This window comes from Paenibacillus sp. RC73 (assembly GCF_044908085.1).
Taxonomy (GTDB): Bacteria; Bacillota; Bacilli; order Paenibacillales; family Paenibacillaceae; genus Paenibacillus; species Paenibacillus terrae_A.
This window is the reverse complement of record NZ_JBIYCV010000007.1, coordinates 279141-296108: the sequence shown is the minus strand read 5'-3', so window position 1 is coordinate 296108 and position 16968 is coordinate 279141. Positions and strand designations below refer to the sequence as shown.

Annotated in this window: 14 protein-coding genes and 1 pseudogene; 4 read left to right on the top strand and 11 right to left on the bottom strand. The window is 47.2% G+C overall.

Annotation, left to right across the window (positions count from 1 at the left end; all coding sequences use genetic code 11):
- Positions 1-21 precede the first annotated feature (21 nt).
- Genes ABH897_RS18695 through ABH897_RS18685 form a run of 3 tightly spaced genes read right to left on the bottom strand, consistent with a single transcriptional unit; the run spans position 22 to position 6687 of the window.
- Positions 22-4449 carry a hypothetical protein gene (locus ABH897_RS18695; protein WP_404592559.1) on the bottom strand — a complete coding sequence of 1476 codons (4428 nt, stop codon included), beginning with the start codon at positions 4447-4449 and terminating at the stop codon, positions 22-24.
- 58 nt (positions 4450-4507) lie between these two features.
- A complete protein-coding gene (locus tag ABH897_RS18690) occupies positions 4508-6241 on the bottom strand; it encodes an ATP-binding protein (RefSeq protein ID WP_404519629.1) in 1734 nt (577 codons plus the stop codon).
- The gene (locus tag ABH897_RS18685; protein ID WP_404519628.1) at positions 6238-6687 is read right to left on the bottom strand and encodes a hypothetical protein; all 450 of its coding nucleotides are present in this window, start codon (positions 6685-6687) and stop codon (positions 6238-6240) included. The genes ABH897_RS18690 and ABH897_RS18685 overlap by 4 nt, the downstream gene beginning before the upstream one ends.
- 45 nt (positions 6688-6732) lie before the next feature.
- Between ABH897_RS18685 and ABH897_RS18680 the strand changes: the two genes are divergently transcribed.
- Positions 6733-7437 carry a response regulator gene (locus ABH897_RS18680; RefSeq protein WP_283653036.1) on the top strand — a complete coding sequence of 235 codons (705 nt, stop codon included), beginning with the start codon at positions 6733-6735 and terminating at the stop codon, positions 7435-7437.
- Here the strand turns inward: ABH897_RS18680 and ABH897_RS18675 are convergent.
- The 4 genes from ABH897_RS18675 to ABH897_RS18660 are packed head-to-tail and all read right to left on the bottom strand — an operon-like array spanning position 7405 to position 11877.
- Entirely contained in the window at positions 7405-8316 is a 912-nt protein-coding gene (locus ABH897_RS18675; protein ID WP_283653037.1) for a glycosyltransferase family A protein, read from the bottom strand. The genes ABH897_RS18680 and ABH897_RS18675 overlap by 33 nt on opposite strands.
- Entirely contained in the window at positions 8276-9502 is a 1227-nt protein-coding gene (locus tag ABH897_RS18670; protein ID WP_283653038.1) for a glycosyltransferase family 4 protein, read from the bottom strand. Before ABH897_RS18670 ends, ABH897_RS18675 begins: the two co-directional genes overlap by 41 nt.
- The gene (locus ABH897_RS18665) at positions 9486-10751 is read right to left on the bottom strand and encodes an MATE family efflux transporter (protein WP_404592541.1); all 1266 of its coding nucleotides are present in this window, start codon (positions 10749-10751) and stop codon (positions 9486-9488) included. The genes ABH897_RS18670 and ABH897_RS18665 overlap by 17 nt, the downstream gene beginning before the upstream one ends.
- A 4-nt stretch (positions 10752-10755) precedes the next feature.
- The gene (locus ABH897_RS18660; RefSeq protein ID WP_283653040.1) at positions 10756-11877 is read right to left on the bottom strand and encodes a glycosyltransferase family 2 protein; all 1122 of its coding nucleotides are present in this window, start codon (positions 11875-11877) and stop codon (positions 10756-10758) included.
- Positions 11878-12276: 399 nt separating this feature from the next.
- On the opposite strand from ABH897_RS18660, the gene ABH897_RS18655 reads away from it, so the two are divergent.
- Together ABH897_RS18655 and ABH897_RS18650 are read left to right on the top strand one after the other, a co-directional pair.
- Positions 12277-13998: an NAD-dependent malic enzyme gene (locus ABH897_RS18655; protein ID WP_404592540.1), complete on the top strand. Its 1722-nt coding sequence runs from the start codon at positions 12277-12279 to the stop codon at positions 13996-13998.
- Positions 13999-14022: 24 nt separating this feature from the next.
- The gene (locus ABH897_RS18650) at positions 14023-14976 is read left to right on the top strand and encodes an AEC family transporter (protein WP_404519624.1); all 954 of its coding nucleotides are present in this window, start codon (positions 14023-14025) and stop codon (positions 14974-14976) included.
- A 50-nt stretch (positions 14977-15026) separates the two neighbouring features.
- Here the strand turns inward: ABH897_RS18650 and ABH897_RS18645 are convergent, their stop codons facing one another.
- From ABH897_RS18645 to ABH897_RS27565, 4 genes and pseudogenes are all read right to left on the bottom strand, one after another.
- On the bottom strand, positions 15027-15221 hold the full coding sequence (locus ABH897_RS18645; RefSeq protein WP_404519623.1) for an XRE family transcriptional regulator: 195 nt from the start codon (positions 15219-15221) through the stop codon (positions 15027-15029).
- 67 nt (positions 15222-15288) lie between these two features.
- Positions 15289-15456, bottom strand: coding sequence for an aspartyl-phosphate phosphatase Spo0E family protein (locus ABH897_RS18640; RefSeq protein WP_404519622.1), 168 nt, complete (start codon positions 15454-15456; stop codon positions 15289-15291).
- A gap of 356 nt (positions 15457-15812) precedes the next feature.
- Positions 15813-16463: a hypothetical protein gene (locus ABH897_RS18635; protein ID WP_283653044.1), complete on the bottom strand. Its 651-nt coding sequence runs from the start codon at positions 16461-16463 to the stop codon at positions 15813-15815.
- Between the two features lie 128 nt (positions 16464-16591).
- A pseudogene (locus ABH897_RS27565) lies at positions 16592-16696 on the bottom strand (NucA/NucB deoxyribonuclease domain-containing protein); the annotation flags it as partial.
- A 22-nt stretch (positions 16697-16718) separates the two neighbouring features.
- Between ABH897_RS27565 and ABH897_RS18630 the strand changes: the two are divergent.
- The gene (locus tag ABH897_RS18630) at positions 16719-16898 is read left to right on the top strand and encodes a hypothetical protein (protein WP_404592539.1); all 180 of its coding nucleotides are present in this window, start codon (positions 16719-16721) and stop codon (positions 16896-16898) included.
- Positions 16899-16968: the final 70 nt, after the last annotated feature.

Genomic DNA, 16968 nt, shown 5'->3' with positions numbered 1-16968 from the left:
TTGCATCATGGTAACTTCCTTCTATGGAATCTTTCGTTTTTTCCATCGCCGATAAGGAAGAAAACAAGCCGCTCCACCAAGTATCCCAAGTATGAACAGGATCCAGCCAAAACGGTAGGCGGAAGCCAGAATAATGACGACCTTGCCGCTTCCGCTGCCACTGGTTATAAATCCGGTAGTCACTCCGTTCACCGACAGACGGGCACGCTGGGTTTCACTTCCCAGTCTGAATTCCCACAGTGGATTGGGCGACTCGGTTTCCCGAATCAACACCTGCTGATGCGTCGGATTATACAGCGTAAAGCTGCGTTCCATGGAATTTTCACGAGAAGCCCGAATACTTTCTGAAGCATGGGGAGCCGTAAAAAAGGTTTCCATATCCGTCCCCTCAAACAGCGTAAGCTGATCCACTGTAATCATCGCCTGATAAGGGATGATGGAATAATTCTTCATTTGAAATAAGCCTGACTGCTTCTTATGCGCATGTGCCAAAATCTGAAACTGCATAAAGACGCTACCTGCCGGAGCCTTCACAATCTGATCATAATGATTCCATTGCTCCTTATCTCGCTCCTCCACCTCGTTAATATAAGAGGTCTGGAGGATTTGGGAGGCTTTATTCAAAAAAATAACCTTCATATGCCGACTTCCAATTTGTTCTGACCGCGCATCCAGTTGTACGGCATACTCTTGTAGCGGCTCAGCCTTCATCTTCTTCGACGCATATATATTCCAATCACATGAATAGCTCGGTGCGTAACGAATGGACAACCCCTCGCCGCCTGATGACAGACTCGTCTTGCCAGGCTGAATATCCGCCACGCAGCCTACATCATTGGTTAAAGATTCCTTCGTGTTATCCTCTGGCATAACCGCCACTTCCTGCGCAGCCATCCGATGAATATCTCCATACCCGCTCATGGACGGCACCTGACTGTCCAGCACCAGCGTTAAGCGATACTTCCCTTTGGTTAAAAACAGATTCTTGAACTCTATACGTCCATAATCGTTCAGCAGACCAGGAATTTGAATGATTTGTTTGGCAAAGCCATCCTGATTCGGCACCGTTTCAATGATCTGTTTTTCGGATGAAGAGGTAACGGGCAACCGCGTATACGATTCACCTGTATGGATCGTTCTTGTCAGTACCTTGCCTGTCTCTTCATTCGTCCACTTCATTGTCAATGCCCCATGATACCCGGCAGGTAGATCAGCTAAAATAGCTGTGGAATAGGTTCCGGTTTTGGCGATCTCCACATCCCTGCTTAATGTACCTTGCTGATAGCTGATTCCCCGTCCCATGCTGAGCCTCGGCAGAGCACGCTCTGACTGTACATTTCCTTGGGCGTTAAAATCGCTCTCAGCCTCCAGAGTGAAAAAGAGCTTGCCTCGCTTCAATGCCTGCTCCACCGGAAAAGATAGCTCATCCAGTTGGTCTACAGGTACAATCGCAAATTGATTGACCGCATTAAAGCCTTGCAGGTTATTCACCGTAATCGGGGTATCCCCTTTGGGAAAAGCATGCTCCCCCAGGTCGACCCATTGGAACTGATTCAAGCCTTCATCATGGGTCTTGATGTCGACCACTCCACCCGGCAGCGTAACTTGCAGCTTCCCGCCTGCCTTATTCATAAACACTCTCGCATATACATGCGAGGTTTGCGGCTGTTCCAGCTTTTTGTGCATCGTAAATGCGTTAGGCTTACTATATTGTCCCAAATCACGCAATTGGATATCATGAATCCACCAGTAGTTCTTTTGCTGCGGGCGTTGCAGGGTTAGCAAATCCATTCGCATCCAGTAGCTGCCCGGCGGGGACACATATTCCCCGTAAAATTTTACACCGTCAAAATCATATCCCTCCGAAGGCGCCACGACATAGCTAACCCCCAGCTCACGCATCTGCTTATCATAAAATCTCATTTTAACATGCATCTTGTTCGTGCCGCGTCCAGAGACGGTGATCTGAAACTGATACGGGTTATTTTCCTTGGCTTCCAGCAAACCGGATCTGGCGACCTGCCATATATTACTCGGGTCTCCCTTCATAATCTCGCCGTGCAGGGTTGGCACATCATTCAATTCCTCACGCGGGTTAGCCTCCACGCTGAACAACTGCGGATTATCCGGCTTGAAAAAGGTTTCGGTCCGCAGCATGGAATCAAAATCCACGACTGTTTTCCCCTCAATGCTGCTCATCTGATAAGGGGCCACATCCAGCTTCTTACTGGCAAAGGTGACAGCAATTCCAGCGTCCATTTCCATATCAAACGGGAAATTCCGTATATTTTGGGACGATAAATACCATAACCAATCGTTGGTCGAGGCAAAGGTTTTGGACCATTTTAAAAAGGCGTTGCCATCTTCAATGACATCAAACGGACGCAAATAATCCTCTGCCGGAAGCTGTGACAACAGCAAATCGTTAAAGGAGGCCGCTTCCACATAATCCCCCTTGTTGACCGTCTGAATGGTTTTTAGCTCAGGCTTTAACGCACTGAATAATACGCCGAAGCGACTAAAATCGAATCCAGGCAGATGGCTGTAGCTCTCCAGTCGGCTAAACCCGTAAGGTGTTACAATTTTGCTCGTTAATATGTTCATATAAGGGGGCGGCTGATCCAGATTAAATATGGAAAAAAGCCCGTTCTTGTACGTGCGTTTCAGCCTAGTCTGACCCTCCAGCTGAGACAGGTGGAAATCCTGCCGCTTCTCCTGTCCCTCATATTCGTCATGGTAGACCAGCTGATTGACCCCAAAAGTGGAGAATAGCCAGCCTAACCGGGAGCTTAGTCCGTTGTCCAGCAAATACTCCAGAAAGTTCATATAGTATGTAATCCCGGGGTCGTTGCCTTCATGATGGAAAATCGTATTTTTAGGAGATGAGTACACCTGAAAATCCCCGGTTGCCTTCTCGGTTGCTGTCTTACCCTTATTCCATTTAGGCGTGGCTACGCCGTTAAAGCTCTGAATCATATTGTCGGCAATCGGGAAATACAAGGCTTTGCTGTCGAAGCGGTCCGGGTCTGTCAGCTTTTCAGCCATTTCGCTGTAAGCCTCCGGCACTTGAACCGGCTTGTAATACCCCTCAATGAATTGGGTACGCAAGGGAGCAAAATACACGCCAAGGCACAGGACGACAATGACCAGCACCAGCCTTTTATACACTCGTTGCAGCGGCGATGAGCCGAACCATTCCATAATCTGAACCACGCCGAAGGTCAGCAATACCCCGAAATTAAGGGCAATCAGCCCGATAAACTTGTTGGGATCACGGAAAACCGAGCCAATCACAGGGGTCTTCGTCACCAAAATGACAAACCACTTGGCAATGGACGGAAAGGTTGTCCCGGTGGCTAAGACGAGAAATAATAACGTAAGCAGCGAAAAGATGAGAATGATCGGATTTTTGTGTGAGCGCGTCACCATCGCATAGCCAATCAAGAGCAGTAAAAACCCTCCGCCCACATAAAACATCGCAGGCAGTGAGGAAAAGGAAAACATAGGCCACCAATAGCTCAGCAAATAGCCCACATTGTATAAGCTGCTGTTACGACTGAACAGGGACAAGGTATCGACGACGTTGATATTATGCTGCGACGCCTGAGCGTCCATCACCATACTGCCGAGATACAGGGACAACCAATAAAAACTGAGCAGACCGAAGAACACGCCAAAAATGGTCCCTTTACGCAAAAAATTGCCGTATAACGGCTGTAAATAGGTGCGACCGGCCTTGCGGTGCGTCCAGGTCAGTTTGATCAGTAAGAGCACGGTGAACAAGCCCAAATAAATCATGCCGAAGAAAAAATAATGAATCGCAGCGGCGCTGACGGTAAATACCGCCGCCAACAGGAACAAGTCTATCCAGTTCCGCTGGTACAGCTTGTGAGGATTATAGTTTTTAATTTGCTGAATTTGAAATTTGGGATCAACCGCGCTGAAAAAGAAACGCAGCATTAACGGAAACAAGCTATATCCACAGAGCAAATAGATATGCTGAATGCGGAATATAACCCACGGATTCAGTGCATAAAACAGTGCGCCAATCATGATGGCAAAAATGCGAGTTTTCGTAAAGCTCGGTGAATAATATACACTGACCAGCCGCTTGGCAAAGGCATACATCGAAAATGCCGAAACAAACAGCAGACCCGTGATAAACGACTTCAGCAAAACCGGGCCGCTTTCTCCGAATAGCAACGAAAGTCCATAGAAGGGCAAGATATAAAGGATACGGGGAGCATTGAACATGGTAGAGGTAGACCACCGTTCGTTCCATACCCCCATAATTTCCTCCAGATACCGATGAGAGGTGGCTCCAAAGGCAATATCACTAAATACGATTTGCCCTGGTCCATAGATAGGCGCAAGATATACGCCAATCGCAGCCAGCATCAGCAAGATTGCTGCCATATCATAGCGGTATCGAATTATCCATTTTCTCACCATGCCTGGCCCCCCTCCTCTCTTGAAATTTCCGATGATCTTTCGGTTTATCTCTCCGTTATCTTCTCAAACGAACGATTGCCTGCAAGCCTTGATCCGTATTACGCAGCTTTAAGCGGCCACTGATCGTCTTTAGATAGGCATCCATATGATACAGGCTGAACGTATGCTCTTGCGAGTTTTGGGAATAGTCCGGCTGGAAATAGCTCCAACGCATCTTGTCATCGATACCGCCGCCCGTATCCTCAATGGTAATAACGATTTCTCCTTCTTCCAGCCGCGAGCTGACCTTAAGCACTTTAGTCTGCCGCTTGGTGCGCAGACCCGTTCGGCTTCGATGCTGATCCTCTGGTAGCTCATCCGCTTGTCCCATCGCCTGCACCGCGTTTTCCAGCAGTCCCTGAATCGTCTTGTACAGCAACGGTGCTTGGGCTGCAATGGACGGAACAGGCTCTTGCCGCAAGATGACCTGAATATCCTTCATGTTCAACGAACGGTTCGCCCATTTCAGCGATTCTGACAACACTTCATTCATATCTGTGAAACTGATTCCGCTATTGTCGTGCATCTTCTCTTCCAGCTCGTCACGCAAGGTGCGGACTCCAGTCAGCAGACCTCCCAGCGAGGATTCCTGTTTGAGACGTCCCTGAATGAAATTTTCATTCAGCTCACGGAAATATTCCAATTCCTCATGAGTTGCTCCCTTTCCCTGACTGGAAGCTGCCTCAAAGCGGTTCGCCAGATCATGATAAAAGCCTAACAGCTTCAAATCGTCTCGCCCTGTCAGGCGCGTAGTCTGCTCTTGCAACTCTTGTAGCCGCTGCTCAATCGTCTGCATTAACGGCAAGTAATACGTATCCTGCTGCTGACGCATATCTTCATCCCGTCGTTGGTCCCACACCTGATTATTCACGAGCGCATCCTTCACGACCCGTTTGCGAAACTGTACGAGCATGGCCCACAGCATAAACAATAGCACAACCATGACCAGCGACACCTTTTTGCGAAAAGAGCTGATCCGCTGGGCAGTGTCCTGATCGACATCCTTAACGGAAATGTAAAGAGCCTCCTCCCCCATACGGCTGAACCCTATTCCGTGCTTCACTCCCTGATCTTCAACAACGCCCGTATTGCCCTCCAGCAGCCTGCGGGTCACGCCCGTAATGTCTGTCCGATTAATATCCAGTGTGTTGAGGGAAGCTACAACCTTGAATTGATCATTATAAAATAAAGTCTCATGCTGATTGACTGGTTTATTCTTGATCATGCCGCTGAGCATACCGGAGTCAATGGTACGCACCATAAATCCGCCCGTCTGCGCCCCTTGAATCCTGCATACGATATACTGGGCAGGCTGATGATCCTCTGTCACAAAGGGGCTTACGGCGCAGCCGTTTTGCAGCAATTTAATTTGCTGCACCGCGCTCTTCATCTCACGGTTGTCACGTCCTGCGATCACACGATACTGTTCATCCAGCACATAAAATGCCCCGCTTTCACGCTTTAAGCCATCAGTATACTGACGCGTCCCCTGGTTCAGTATGTTTTTGCCAAGGCCGGATGCAAGCTCATTCAGCTCAGCCTGCCATGTCGCGTAATGCTCGGATATACGACTGGACAATTCCTGCACTTCATACCGGAGCTGCTCGTCCTGAATATCTGCCAATTGACTGCCGAACTCCCGAACGATAAACCACTGAAGCACAATGGCCAGAAACATGGTCATGCCCAGAACAAGCAGGTACAGGATCAGCTTTTGCCAACCCGGTTTCAACAACGCCCATCGCTTCATGCTTTCCTGTCCCCTCCATTCGGTTCAATTCGGCCCAGAATGGCCTGCATCAGACACTCCAGCTCGTAGCTGACTAGCGGCAGCCGTGCGCACAGCAGCCGGGGAGTCCGGCGCTGGAGTGCAGCAAACCTCGCAGCGGTTTCCGTTGCCCCGTTCGTCAGCAGCAGCAACTCGCAGGTTTTTGCAATATATAAACGATCCAGTTCTTCTTCGCTATACTCGCGCAGATCAACAATGTAAATATCATGACGATCGTCCATATGCTGAAGTGCGCTGGAGACGGTCAGGGTTACTCCCGCATGCCGTGCAGCATGATACTGATGAAGCAGACGCATTCCTTTTTCCCAGAGCGCATGCTCAGCCGAGTCGAACCGTTCACAAAAAAGACGCAGCGCCCGTTCTGTATTGACATCTTTCAAAAATGCCAAAACGCTGATATTATACATGTAGTTCCTCATTTCTTACTTCCTGATTGGAGTTGCGCAGTTCTTATGACACCCCAAAACATTCTATTTGTTGACGACAGCCCTATGGTTTTGTCCCTGCTTGAACGGACATTGTCGGAAGAAAGGTTCACCTTACATACCGCTCATACCACCAAAGAAGCCTTGCAGGTGCTGGAGCAGCACCCGATTGATGTCGTGGTTTCCGATCTGCTTATGCCTGGTCTGGACGGGATTACCTTCCTTCGCATGATCAAGAAGGATTATCCCCATATCGTGCGGATCATTTTGTCAGGTCACCTGCATACGCAGACCATTTTATCCGCGATTAATCAAGTGGGCGTATTCCGCTTTTTGACAAAACCACTGGAGCTGGATGATGACACACTGAAAAAAATCCTATACGAGGCGCTTGATGAAGCCAAGCTCAACCGAAACCGCCTGTATACAGACCAGAACGCGGCTTCCAACTTATCGGTATTTTTAGACAGTATTCTGAATGCTCCATACCGACCTTATGTGCTGCTTAATGAGCAAGATTTCGTAACCGCTGTACATGTTGCACTCGCTGAGCTGTATCCTGTCGGCTGCTCGCTTCGTCATCCTGAACAGGAAGGCATTCAGTTAACTGCACACTCACTGTATATACCGTATGATGAGTCGGAATCTTCCGATCCCGACCTGTATACGCTGGATACGCTGACCCTGGGACGTTCATCCTTACGCCTTATCCGCCTTAGCGAGATCGCCTGAGTGACGGGCGCCGCCCTTCAACACGGCGGCTGCCCCAATCACGGTCAGGCATGCATACATCCACAGCATCCCCGCCGTTAGCAGCGGGTGACGAATATAGCTTTTCAGATTGCTCCATGTATATAGCACCGGACGGAAAAAGTACCACCGTTCCAGCGCCTTCCGCAATCCCCCCTCCTCAGACGACATCGTACGATCCATCACCGAGAAGTAATAGGCTTTTTTACGTAATACATCACGCAGATAGACCTGTTTTTCATCATGATATACACGTGTAAATACCGCCCGCCGGATGACTCCGCCAGACTCTATATAACGCAGGGTCGGCTGTATTTCTTCAAAAGCAATCTGCTCTGCGTTAAATCCGCCTGTCGATTCATAAGCGCTCATTCGCCAGAAGCGTGCTGCTTCAATCGAACGTTTTCCCAAGGTGTCACCCGCGTTGTTAATCACATTCCGCTCAAAGACTTTGACTTTGGAAAAAAAGTTGGTCGCTTCCGAATAGGCCTCCTCGGGAACGACCAATGCGCCGATGTCCTGATGATGGTCAAAAAAGTCGATGCTCTGCTGAATCAAATGCTCGGCTAAAATCATATCGGAATCCAATACAAGTATGTATTCGGCACCCAAACGTCCGGCTTCCTCAACCGCCTTGACTCTCGCGACTCCCCGCTCTCCATGAGGAAGCTCCAATATCGTTACGGGTACTGGACTCCCTGCAGCTAGCGTACGAATCGTCTCCACCGTCTGATCCTCCGAGCCGTCATCGGCAATCACGATATGCAGATCCTTGTAATTTTGCCACATACAGCTCCGCAAACAAGGCTCTATCGTCCGTTCATTGTTGTACGTGGAGAAGAGAATGACCACTTTGTCCACTCTGTTCCGCCTCCTTTACCCAATCTCCCATCAACTGCTCAAATGCAGCCGCCGTATGATCAAAATGAAATCCCAGCGCATACTGATACGCCCGCTCACGCATGGCCATATAGTCTTCGCCGCCGTTGGCTGCTCTTTCCATTTGTTCAGATAATCCCCGGACGTCGCCGTGGAAGCACAGATATCCGCTTTTCCCAAAATCCGTCGCGTCCACCAGTCCGGGTGAATTACTGACGATGCTGGGAGTCCCCACAGCCGCTGCTTCGGTAATCGTCAAGCCCCAGCCTTCACGCAGGGAAGGGAAAACGAGCGCGTGGGCGCGGCTCATCAGTTCCAGCTTATGCTCTTCTGAGACGAATCCGTAAAAGGTAATATCCGCTTGTGATTGTCCCTGTTCATCCGGTTCTCCGTAGGTCAATCCATACCGTTTCATAATCGGCAATAATTGTTCTGCCACATAGGTTTTATCGGTTTTTCCAGCGATCCATAACATAGCCTGAGGAAATTTTTTCTTAAGCTCTCCAAAAGCTTCAACCACCAGATCAATGCCTTTATATTTCACAAAGCGCCCGGCGTACATAAAGGTCGGATTGGACTCCTTGGTTAAGAATTGTTCCCGAGGCCAGTGTTCAAACTCAATGCCTTCAGGCAACAGATGAACACGATCCGGGTGAAAGCCCAGCTTGAGCAGATCATAACGGGTAGACGGGGATACGGTAATTGTCCGATCCTTACGAGCAAGCTTGAGCATCAAGGGCTCCAGGCGATATCCGATATGGTTCAGCGGAAAACCAGCATTTTCAAACCATATTTCCCTTGTTAGCTGATGTATAAAGAAAATTCGCTTGGGCGCCTCCACCCAGAAACGGGTGAAAAACTGATGCGTGTTCGCCTGATTAATCACATAATCAATATGCTTACGATGATGGCGATAATAGCGCATGGCATAATAAATGACGCTATAAATGTTTCCTTTTCGGATATACGTAATTCCGTCTATGATTTCTTCCTCGGGCATCCCCTCAAGCCTGGGCGAAAAATGAATAAACTGAAAACGGTCTTGCTGTGAGCGTTTGAGCATTTCGTGGGTGAAAATTTCGGCTCCCCCGCTTTTAGGCGAACGAATGTCACGCCAGGAGAGCAACAGAACTACGGTTTTACCATCCTGTTCAGGTATTGTATTCACGGGTTGAATCCCCCCTTATCTTTATTTTGAACAAATATACATAGGCATCTACCACAAAATAGAGAGACATGGCGCCGTAAACAATCAATTCAGATAGCAGAAAGTCATACGGGTTTTGATGTGCAATATGAAAGGCTGCCAATAAAGTCGCAGCTCCAGCCAGCAGCCCGAACATAAATTTGCGTCTGCCCACCAGCACATGCACATGAACAAAGAACAGCACGATAGAAAACAGCCAATACACCCATCCTCCCAGCGGAATATAGGCTTCTGCCGACTGGTATGAAGACCCGAATAGTACGGGAATAGAGGGCGGGAATACAAAGGTGGTGCCCACATATACACAGATAGCTGCAACAGCCATTAATCCGGCATAGACGGCAACCAGCTTGCCCAGGGCTTGGCGATCATGACCCTGCGCACCGAGCTTTGGAATAAAGGCGGCAATCAGGCTGTACGACACGTAATAGACCAACTGGCTGTATTTCAGCGCAATCGCATAGCCACTGGCCTGTTCGGGAAAGTAATGCTGCACATACAGCATGTCAATGGAGATGCAGAACAAAATAAATAAATTCGTAATAAGACTATCCGTAAAATCCTGGCCTAGTGATTTCCATAGCCCGGAAGGTATACGTTCCTTAGTGTGACCGAGTAAGGATAAGCCCCGAACCGAAACAGCCCAGCCGTGAAGCAGCGACAGCAGCATCCCCCCACAGCTTGCCAGCAGCAAAGCCTCCAGCTTCAGCCCTGACGCAGCCAGTATAAAAAACAGGCTCAGCTTTCCTAAAACCTCCAAGTAATAGTTCACATTCAGCGCCAGCATGCGTTCCCTGCCCTGTAGATCTCCACGGCACGAGCTGACGAGAATATGCAACCCTACCAAGCCATACAGCATGAACAGCGGGCCAGACTCCACGCCTAATAGCGAGCGCAGCAGCGGATGAAACGCCAGCAAAATGACTATGGCAAGCACGGTTAGCAACAGTGGTGCTTTTAGCAATAGGGAACCAAGTGGCAAGCTGCGCAATGGAAGCTTCTTGTCTCCCTTGGAGACCAGCTTGGCTGTTAATAGCTGAATGGACAGGCCCAAAACGGACAAAAGTGCAAAGAGGGCCAGCAGCGCATTCGCCTGACCATAAGCTTGTCCGGTAAGATACCAGCTCGCTGCAATATGGAAGAAAAAATTAAAGCCGTTCAGCAGCACATTAAATAAAGGAAACATCAACGTTCGCAGGCGGTTTGTCACTTGCTTATCTCACCCGCCGATCCAGTCGCCAAATATCAATGATGGAGCGCAAAAAACGAATGGAATCCTTCCAGACATGGATGTGCGATCCGTCCCGGTCAATACATTTGACTGGTAATTGCAGCACCCGAAGCTGGAGCCGCTTGGCGATAAACATCATTTCCAGATCCAGCGCCAGCCCGAGCTGTTCCTTCAAATGCGGGAACATACGCTTCACAGCGACCGAGCTCATCACTTTAAGCCCTGTCTGGGAATCCACCACGCCTGTCGGTAAAAAGGGCCGGGAAATGACACGTTTGCCGAAACTGACTACAGATCGTAATAAGGAACGGTTTTCAGCTGTCATGTCCTTGGTTCCAATCACCACATCATAGTAGCCCTGCTGAACGACATTAATCATTCTGGCAATATCCTCAATAAAAAAGGAATCGTCCGCATCCACAAATACGTAGTAATCCGCGCCGATGGTGCGCATCCCTTCCAGATACGTTCCTGCCTTGCGGGTATTGCGTCCCAGTTCCCTGGTTTGAAGCAGCGGACTCAGATTCTGATTAATCCGGTTCACGGACAGGTCTGTCGCCGCCTCCAGCGCTTTGATCAAGGCATTCGTCCCATCATGACTGCCATCATCAATGAGATAAATAGAGCCCTCCACAATATGACTGCGGATAAAGGCTTGCAGCCGTTCAGCAAACTTCTTGACATGAACAAAACGCTGCTCCTCGTTATATACAGACAAGATGAAGGCAATATGCCGGCTTTTGGCCGAATACTCGGGATAGAGCAAGCTTTGAATTTCGGAAAGCATCTCTTCGTTGTCATTGGCTTGCCAAAAAAGCAGGCGCAAACGGCCTATTCCGGTAATCTGCACCATATGCTGATCACTGAACGGATGCGATACATCCGTCACCAGTAACAGCGGCATCTGCGGAAAGCGACTACGGATCTGATTCGCTACCCGTACAGCCTGTCCAGGCTCCCTGTAATCAATCAGGCAGCAGCATGCGTCTTCATAGACTGAAGTGGCCTCCTGATCCTCGCACTGTATATATTCGTAAAAATAAATCACGTTGGGATAATCAATAGCCCTGTGGTTATCGCTAAAAATGGCTATAGGTCCCTGCACACAAACATCTCCTTTTTCTCCGGGTAGTTCTATTTTCTTAAAAAGGAATTAAAAATGTTTGCTTATAGGGATTAAACATGGTTGCAAATTCTTCATATTTTTTTAATAAAATAGCTCACACATCTTGATATATATGGATAATGTCGAAATGAGACTGATATTTCACATTTAGCAGAAAACAAGCATTTAGACCTACTTTTCCCTGTAAAAATAAGTGTAAAAAGACCTTACACCCCATTCTTCATATATAGTTCTTTTTAATCAAAAACAGAATTCATTATGGTTATTTTGTCATAGAAAACTAGGCGAATAAATCAGATTCACACGCCCATACTATGGAGAACGTGTCATCTTTCGTTACGAATGGTTATCAATATGAAGTGAAAGAAGGTTATTTCTATGGAAGCATTTTATGTAAATAAGGACGGGTCATTATCCACCCCGCTGCGGGGAAAGGATATATTAGCCAATCCTCTTTTGAACAAGGGGGTCGCTTTTACCGAAGAGGAACGCAAAGCACTGGGTCTTGAAGGAATTCTTCCGCCGACCATCCTTTCTCTGGAGAAACAGAGCGTCCGGGCGTACCAGCAATTTTTGGCACAACCGACCATGCTGCGCAAAAACGCTTCCCTGAATGACCTTCACAATCGAAATGTCGTGCTGTACTATCGGCTGCTAACCGACCATTTGAGTGAGATGCTGCCCGTAGTCTACACACCTACGGTGGGGACCGCGATTCAGGAGTATAGTCATGAGTACAACCGACCTGGAGGCGTCTATTTGTCGATTGATAATCCGAATGGCATCGGACAAGCATTCTATAATTCTGGCTTGAGCGGTGAGGATGTAGATCTGATTGTAGTGACGGATTCCGAAAGTATTTTAGGGATCGGTGACTGGGGTGTGGGAGGCATTAATATTGCCATTGGCAAGCTGGCTGTATACACGGCTGCGGCAGGAATTCACCCGGGGCGGGTGCTGCCGATTGTGCTGGATGTGGGCACGAACAATGAAAAGCTGCTGAATGATCCGCTGTATATCGGAAACCGCCATAAACGGGTTCGCGGAGAGGCTTATAACCAGTTTATTGATACCTTTATCAGCAAAACGTTAGCTCAATTCCCAAAGGCGCTTTTGCATTGGGAAGACGTGGGTAGTGTGAATGCACGCCATATTATCGGAAAATACGGTCAAAGTATTCTCACCTTTAACGATGACATTCAGGGTACGGGAGCCGTAACCTTGGCTGCAATTCTTTCGGCGGTAGGCGTCACCAAGGTTCCGCTGCGTGAGCAACGAATACTGGTCTTCGGCCCGGGAGCAGCGGGAATCGGCAACGCCGACCAAATCCGGTTAGCCATGATCGTCGACGGCCTTGCAGAGAAGGATTCCTTCAAGGCATTTTGGGCCTTTGATTATCGTGGATTGCTAACGGACGATATGGAAGATGTACTGGATTATCAGAAGCCATATGTGCGCAACAAAGATGAAGTCAGCTCATGGACCCGGTCTGATGACGGCAAAATACCGTTGCTGGAGGTCATTCGTCAGGTAAAACCTACGATATTAATCGGAACCTCCGGCGTAGCGGGTGCCTTTACCGAAGAGATCATCAAGGAAATGGCCAAGCATGTAGAACACCCGATTATCATGCCCATGTCCAATCCTACAAACCTTGCAGAAGCGGTACCTGAGGATTTGATTCAGTGGACAGATGGCAAAGCCTTAATCGCTACCGGAAGTCCCTTTGAGCCCGTCACCTATAACGGTACAGAATTTGAGATTGGACAGGCAAACAATGCCTTTGTTTTCCCGGGACTTGGTCTGGGCGCAATTGTAGTCAAAGCCAAAAGGATCACCCCTGCCATGTTTACAGCCGCAGCAGATGCCGTTGCCAATGGCGTAGATTCGAATAAGCCTGGCGGTGCACTGCTCCCTCATATCCGAAAATTAAGGGATGTTTCATATGCTGTTGCAGTAGCGGTAGCGAAGGCCGCAATTCAGGATCAGGTAGCTCAGGCACATATTTCAGATATTGAACAAGCCATTCGGGATGCGATGTGGAAGCCGGAATATGCGAAGGTAAAAGCAGTGGAAAACGTAATACACCACCCGCATTAATAGGGCTTTCAGGAGGAAAAATCCATGAGTGTCGGACATATCTTTTACATTTTGGTGCCTATTTTCTTCGTCATTATTTTAGGGTGGTTGGCAGGCCATTACAAAAGCTTCGATGCCTCTTCCTCGAAAGCCCTAAATTCACTGGTTACCAAATTTGCGCTGCCCGCGCATTTATTTATCGGCATTACGACCACCAGCAGGAAATCTCTTATCGAGCAATGGCCTTTCTTGCTGGCTCTGTTCATGGGTATTGTCGGCTTTTATGCCGTCCTCCTGCTGGTGGGTCGGTTTGCGGTGAAGCAATCGGTAAAGGATGCATCCATGTTTGCTTTGAACTCGGCCCAACCGACGTTTGCCTTTATGGGCATTCCAGTGCTAGGTGCCATCTACGGTTCCTCTGCTGTCGCTATCCCGATTGCGATTACCGGGATCGTCGTCAATGCCGTTCTTGATCCGGCGGCTACCATTATAGCTACCGTCGCCAGCCGGAACTCAGGCAAAGAGCGGAATGGTCACCTCGGGAAGCTTGTTTGGGACTCCATTCTCCACGGTTTAAGAGAACCGCTGGCGCTGGTGCCGCTTATTGGTGTTATTTTGACCTTGTTCGGCTTCCACTCCCCGGATTTATTGAACAAATCGTTCAATCAAATTGGCGATATTACGTCCGGGGCCGCTTTATTCGCGGTCGGTGTGACCATCGGCGTGCGCAATATCAGTTTCAGTATAACTGCCGTTGCTATCGCGCTGTTAAAAACGATTGTACAGCCTCTATTGATGCTGCTGATTGCCTACCTGTGCGGCCTTTCGTCTGCCGATACGGTGAAGGCGGTATTGCTCGTTTCCTTCCCAGGCTCAGCCGTCGCTGCCATGATTGCTACACGTTTTGAAAGTCTGGAATCGGAAACTGCTTCTGCTTTCGTCATCAGTGCCGTCATTTCTCTTGCTACACTGCCTGTACTCATTTCCCTGCTGGTGTGAATTCATACGTATAGATAGAACTGAATTTCTCCAGAAATAGATTAAATACGTTATTCTTCAATTCCAAGCAATTCGGATACTTGCTTTCTATATCTCGTAGCCTTACGTGTCCCGTGAATGAGATTGGACAATCTGGAGGCTGGAATATGGTATGTAGTACAAAACGTCTTCTGATCCATTCTTTTCTCGATCAGTTTTTGTTTGATCTCCCACCCAAAAGGGGTTACAGGTTTTCGTTGATTCAACTTTTCATTACCTCCAAGCCTAGTTTTGAAATCATAGTATGATACAACACGTAATACACCCATTAACTTAATGCTCTGATTTGCCCGTTTGGTAATGATTCAGCAGATCATCCAGCTTCTTGGATTGTTCAATTACTTTGGGATGTGTTAAAAATCCGTACTTTTTCTGAACTTGATACAGTTTCCTCCTGGCTCTTTCCACACGAAGTAAAGTCACACCTTGATTCATCAGCATGATCCCTCCTATATGTCATATTTTAGAATAAAAAGACGTTTTTTGGATTTGCGAATGATGCTCCTAGCAAAAAAGGAGCTGTTCCAAAAGTTCGCATAAGCTGGGAAGCCTCAAATTCTACGCAAAAGAACCTCCGTCTCCACTACTAAAGTGGGGACAGAGGTTCCTTTGGTATAGTTGCTGATCTGTTCATTTCTCTCGTTTCGACAATGCAAAATTGATTACCTCTCCAATTATAATCGAAGTCAAAATGATATAAAGCATCATAATATCAAACTTATATCCAAGGACGTAGAATATGCCTATACCTAAAGCATAACTTACTATAATCCCTACGTACCGCTTTAGTAATTTAGTCATGGTGTACAGCCTATAGGGGAGGGCTGTGAACTAAAGAATTTTCCGGTGTCAAACACGCCAGTTACTTTCGTCCGTGAAGCACTCTCATAAAATATCACATGATGTGCGTAAGGTATGACTCCACATGTTCGAGGATACGAATATTGATATACCGTAAAGTAAGCTACAGTATTCATCCCAGCCGAAATACTAATCACAGTAAGAATGGTTGAAACAGGTACTTTAGTAATCGTTGAGATTATCCCTGCACCTATAGAAATCCCTACATTTACCCAATTATAAGAATAATCAAACTTTCCAGCAAAAGTTCCACCAGAAGGAACATCGTTTAATGAAAAATCTGAATTAATTTCTTTAACCATTAATTCATCCTGCTTAACTCCATCAATCAGAAGTTTTTGATCTTGTGGGAAATATTCAATTTTAGTTGTTTTTCCATTTTCAACAACCGTAGTGATTCGGTGATCATCATTTTCAAAGTTTGTTGTGATAACAGCTTTACCTTTTTCAGTCTGTACAACTTCTGTTTGGACCAAATTTTCTTCTGACGTGGTAATTTGTTCAGCATTACTTACCGAAGGTAAAACAGTTGCGCAGAGCAATGCTGATGCCAATAAGGGGACGAACACTTTCTTAAAAATTTTCATAATAATTCTCCTCCTATACAAATATTTCAAACAGTTATAAATATTACACTTTGTATAATGAGAAGTAAGGGGGAATTTGTCGAACAATAAATCAATTAAAAAAACAACCTTCTTTTAATAAAAAGTATTTAATTAACAATAAATTTAATTTCCGCCCTGTCCGGATACTCTTCAAGCTTATGACCTACCCAACTACCAGCTCCTCAGTTATCACTAGGGGTTATGTATCGAATCTATTTACTTCCTAAAGATAAGATGGTTATGATTGATTTAGGCACAGATAGAACTATTGATTCATATAAGCTTAAAAGTGATTCAAAGAATATGAGAATAAGCTTTTATAATCGGGGTGTAGGTTATGAAGGTGCATTTGCAACGAATGTAGGGGATGGAGATCTCAAAACGCTTCCTGATGAAAAAAAGTTTCTAATGTAATCGAACCAACATAACCAACTGGTGAACGCGCTATTCTGACTGTAACAATGGACAATGGATTTGATAATTC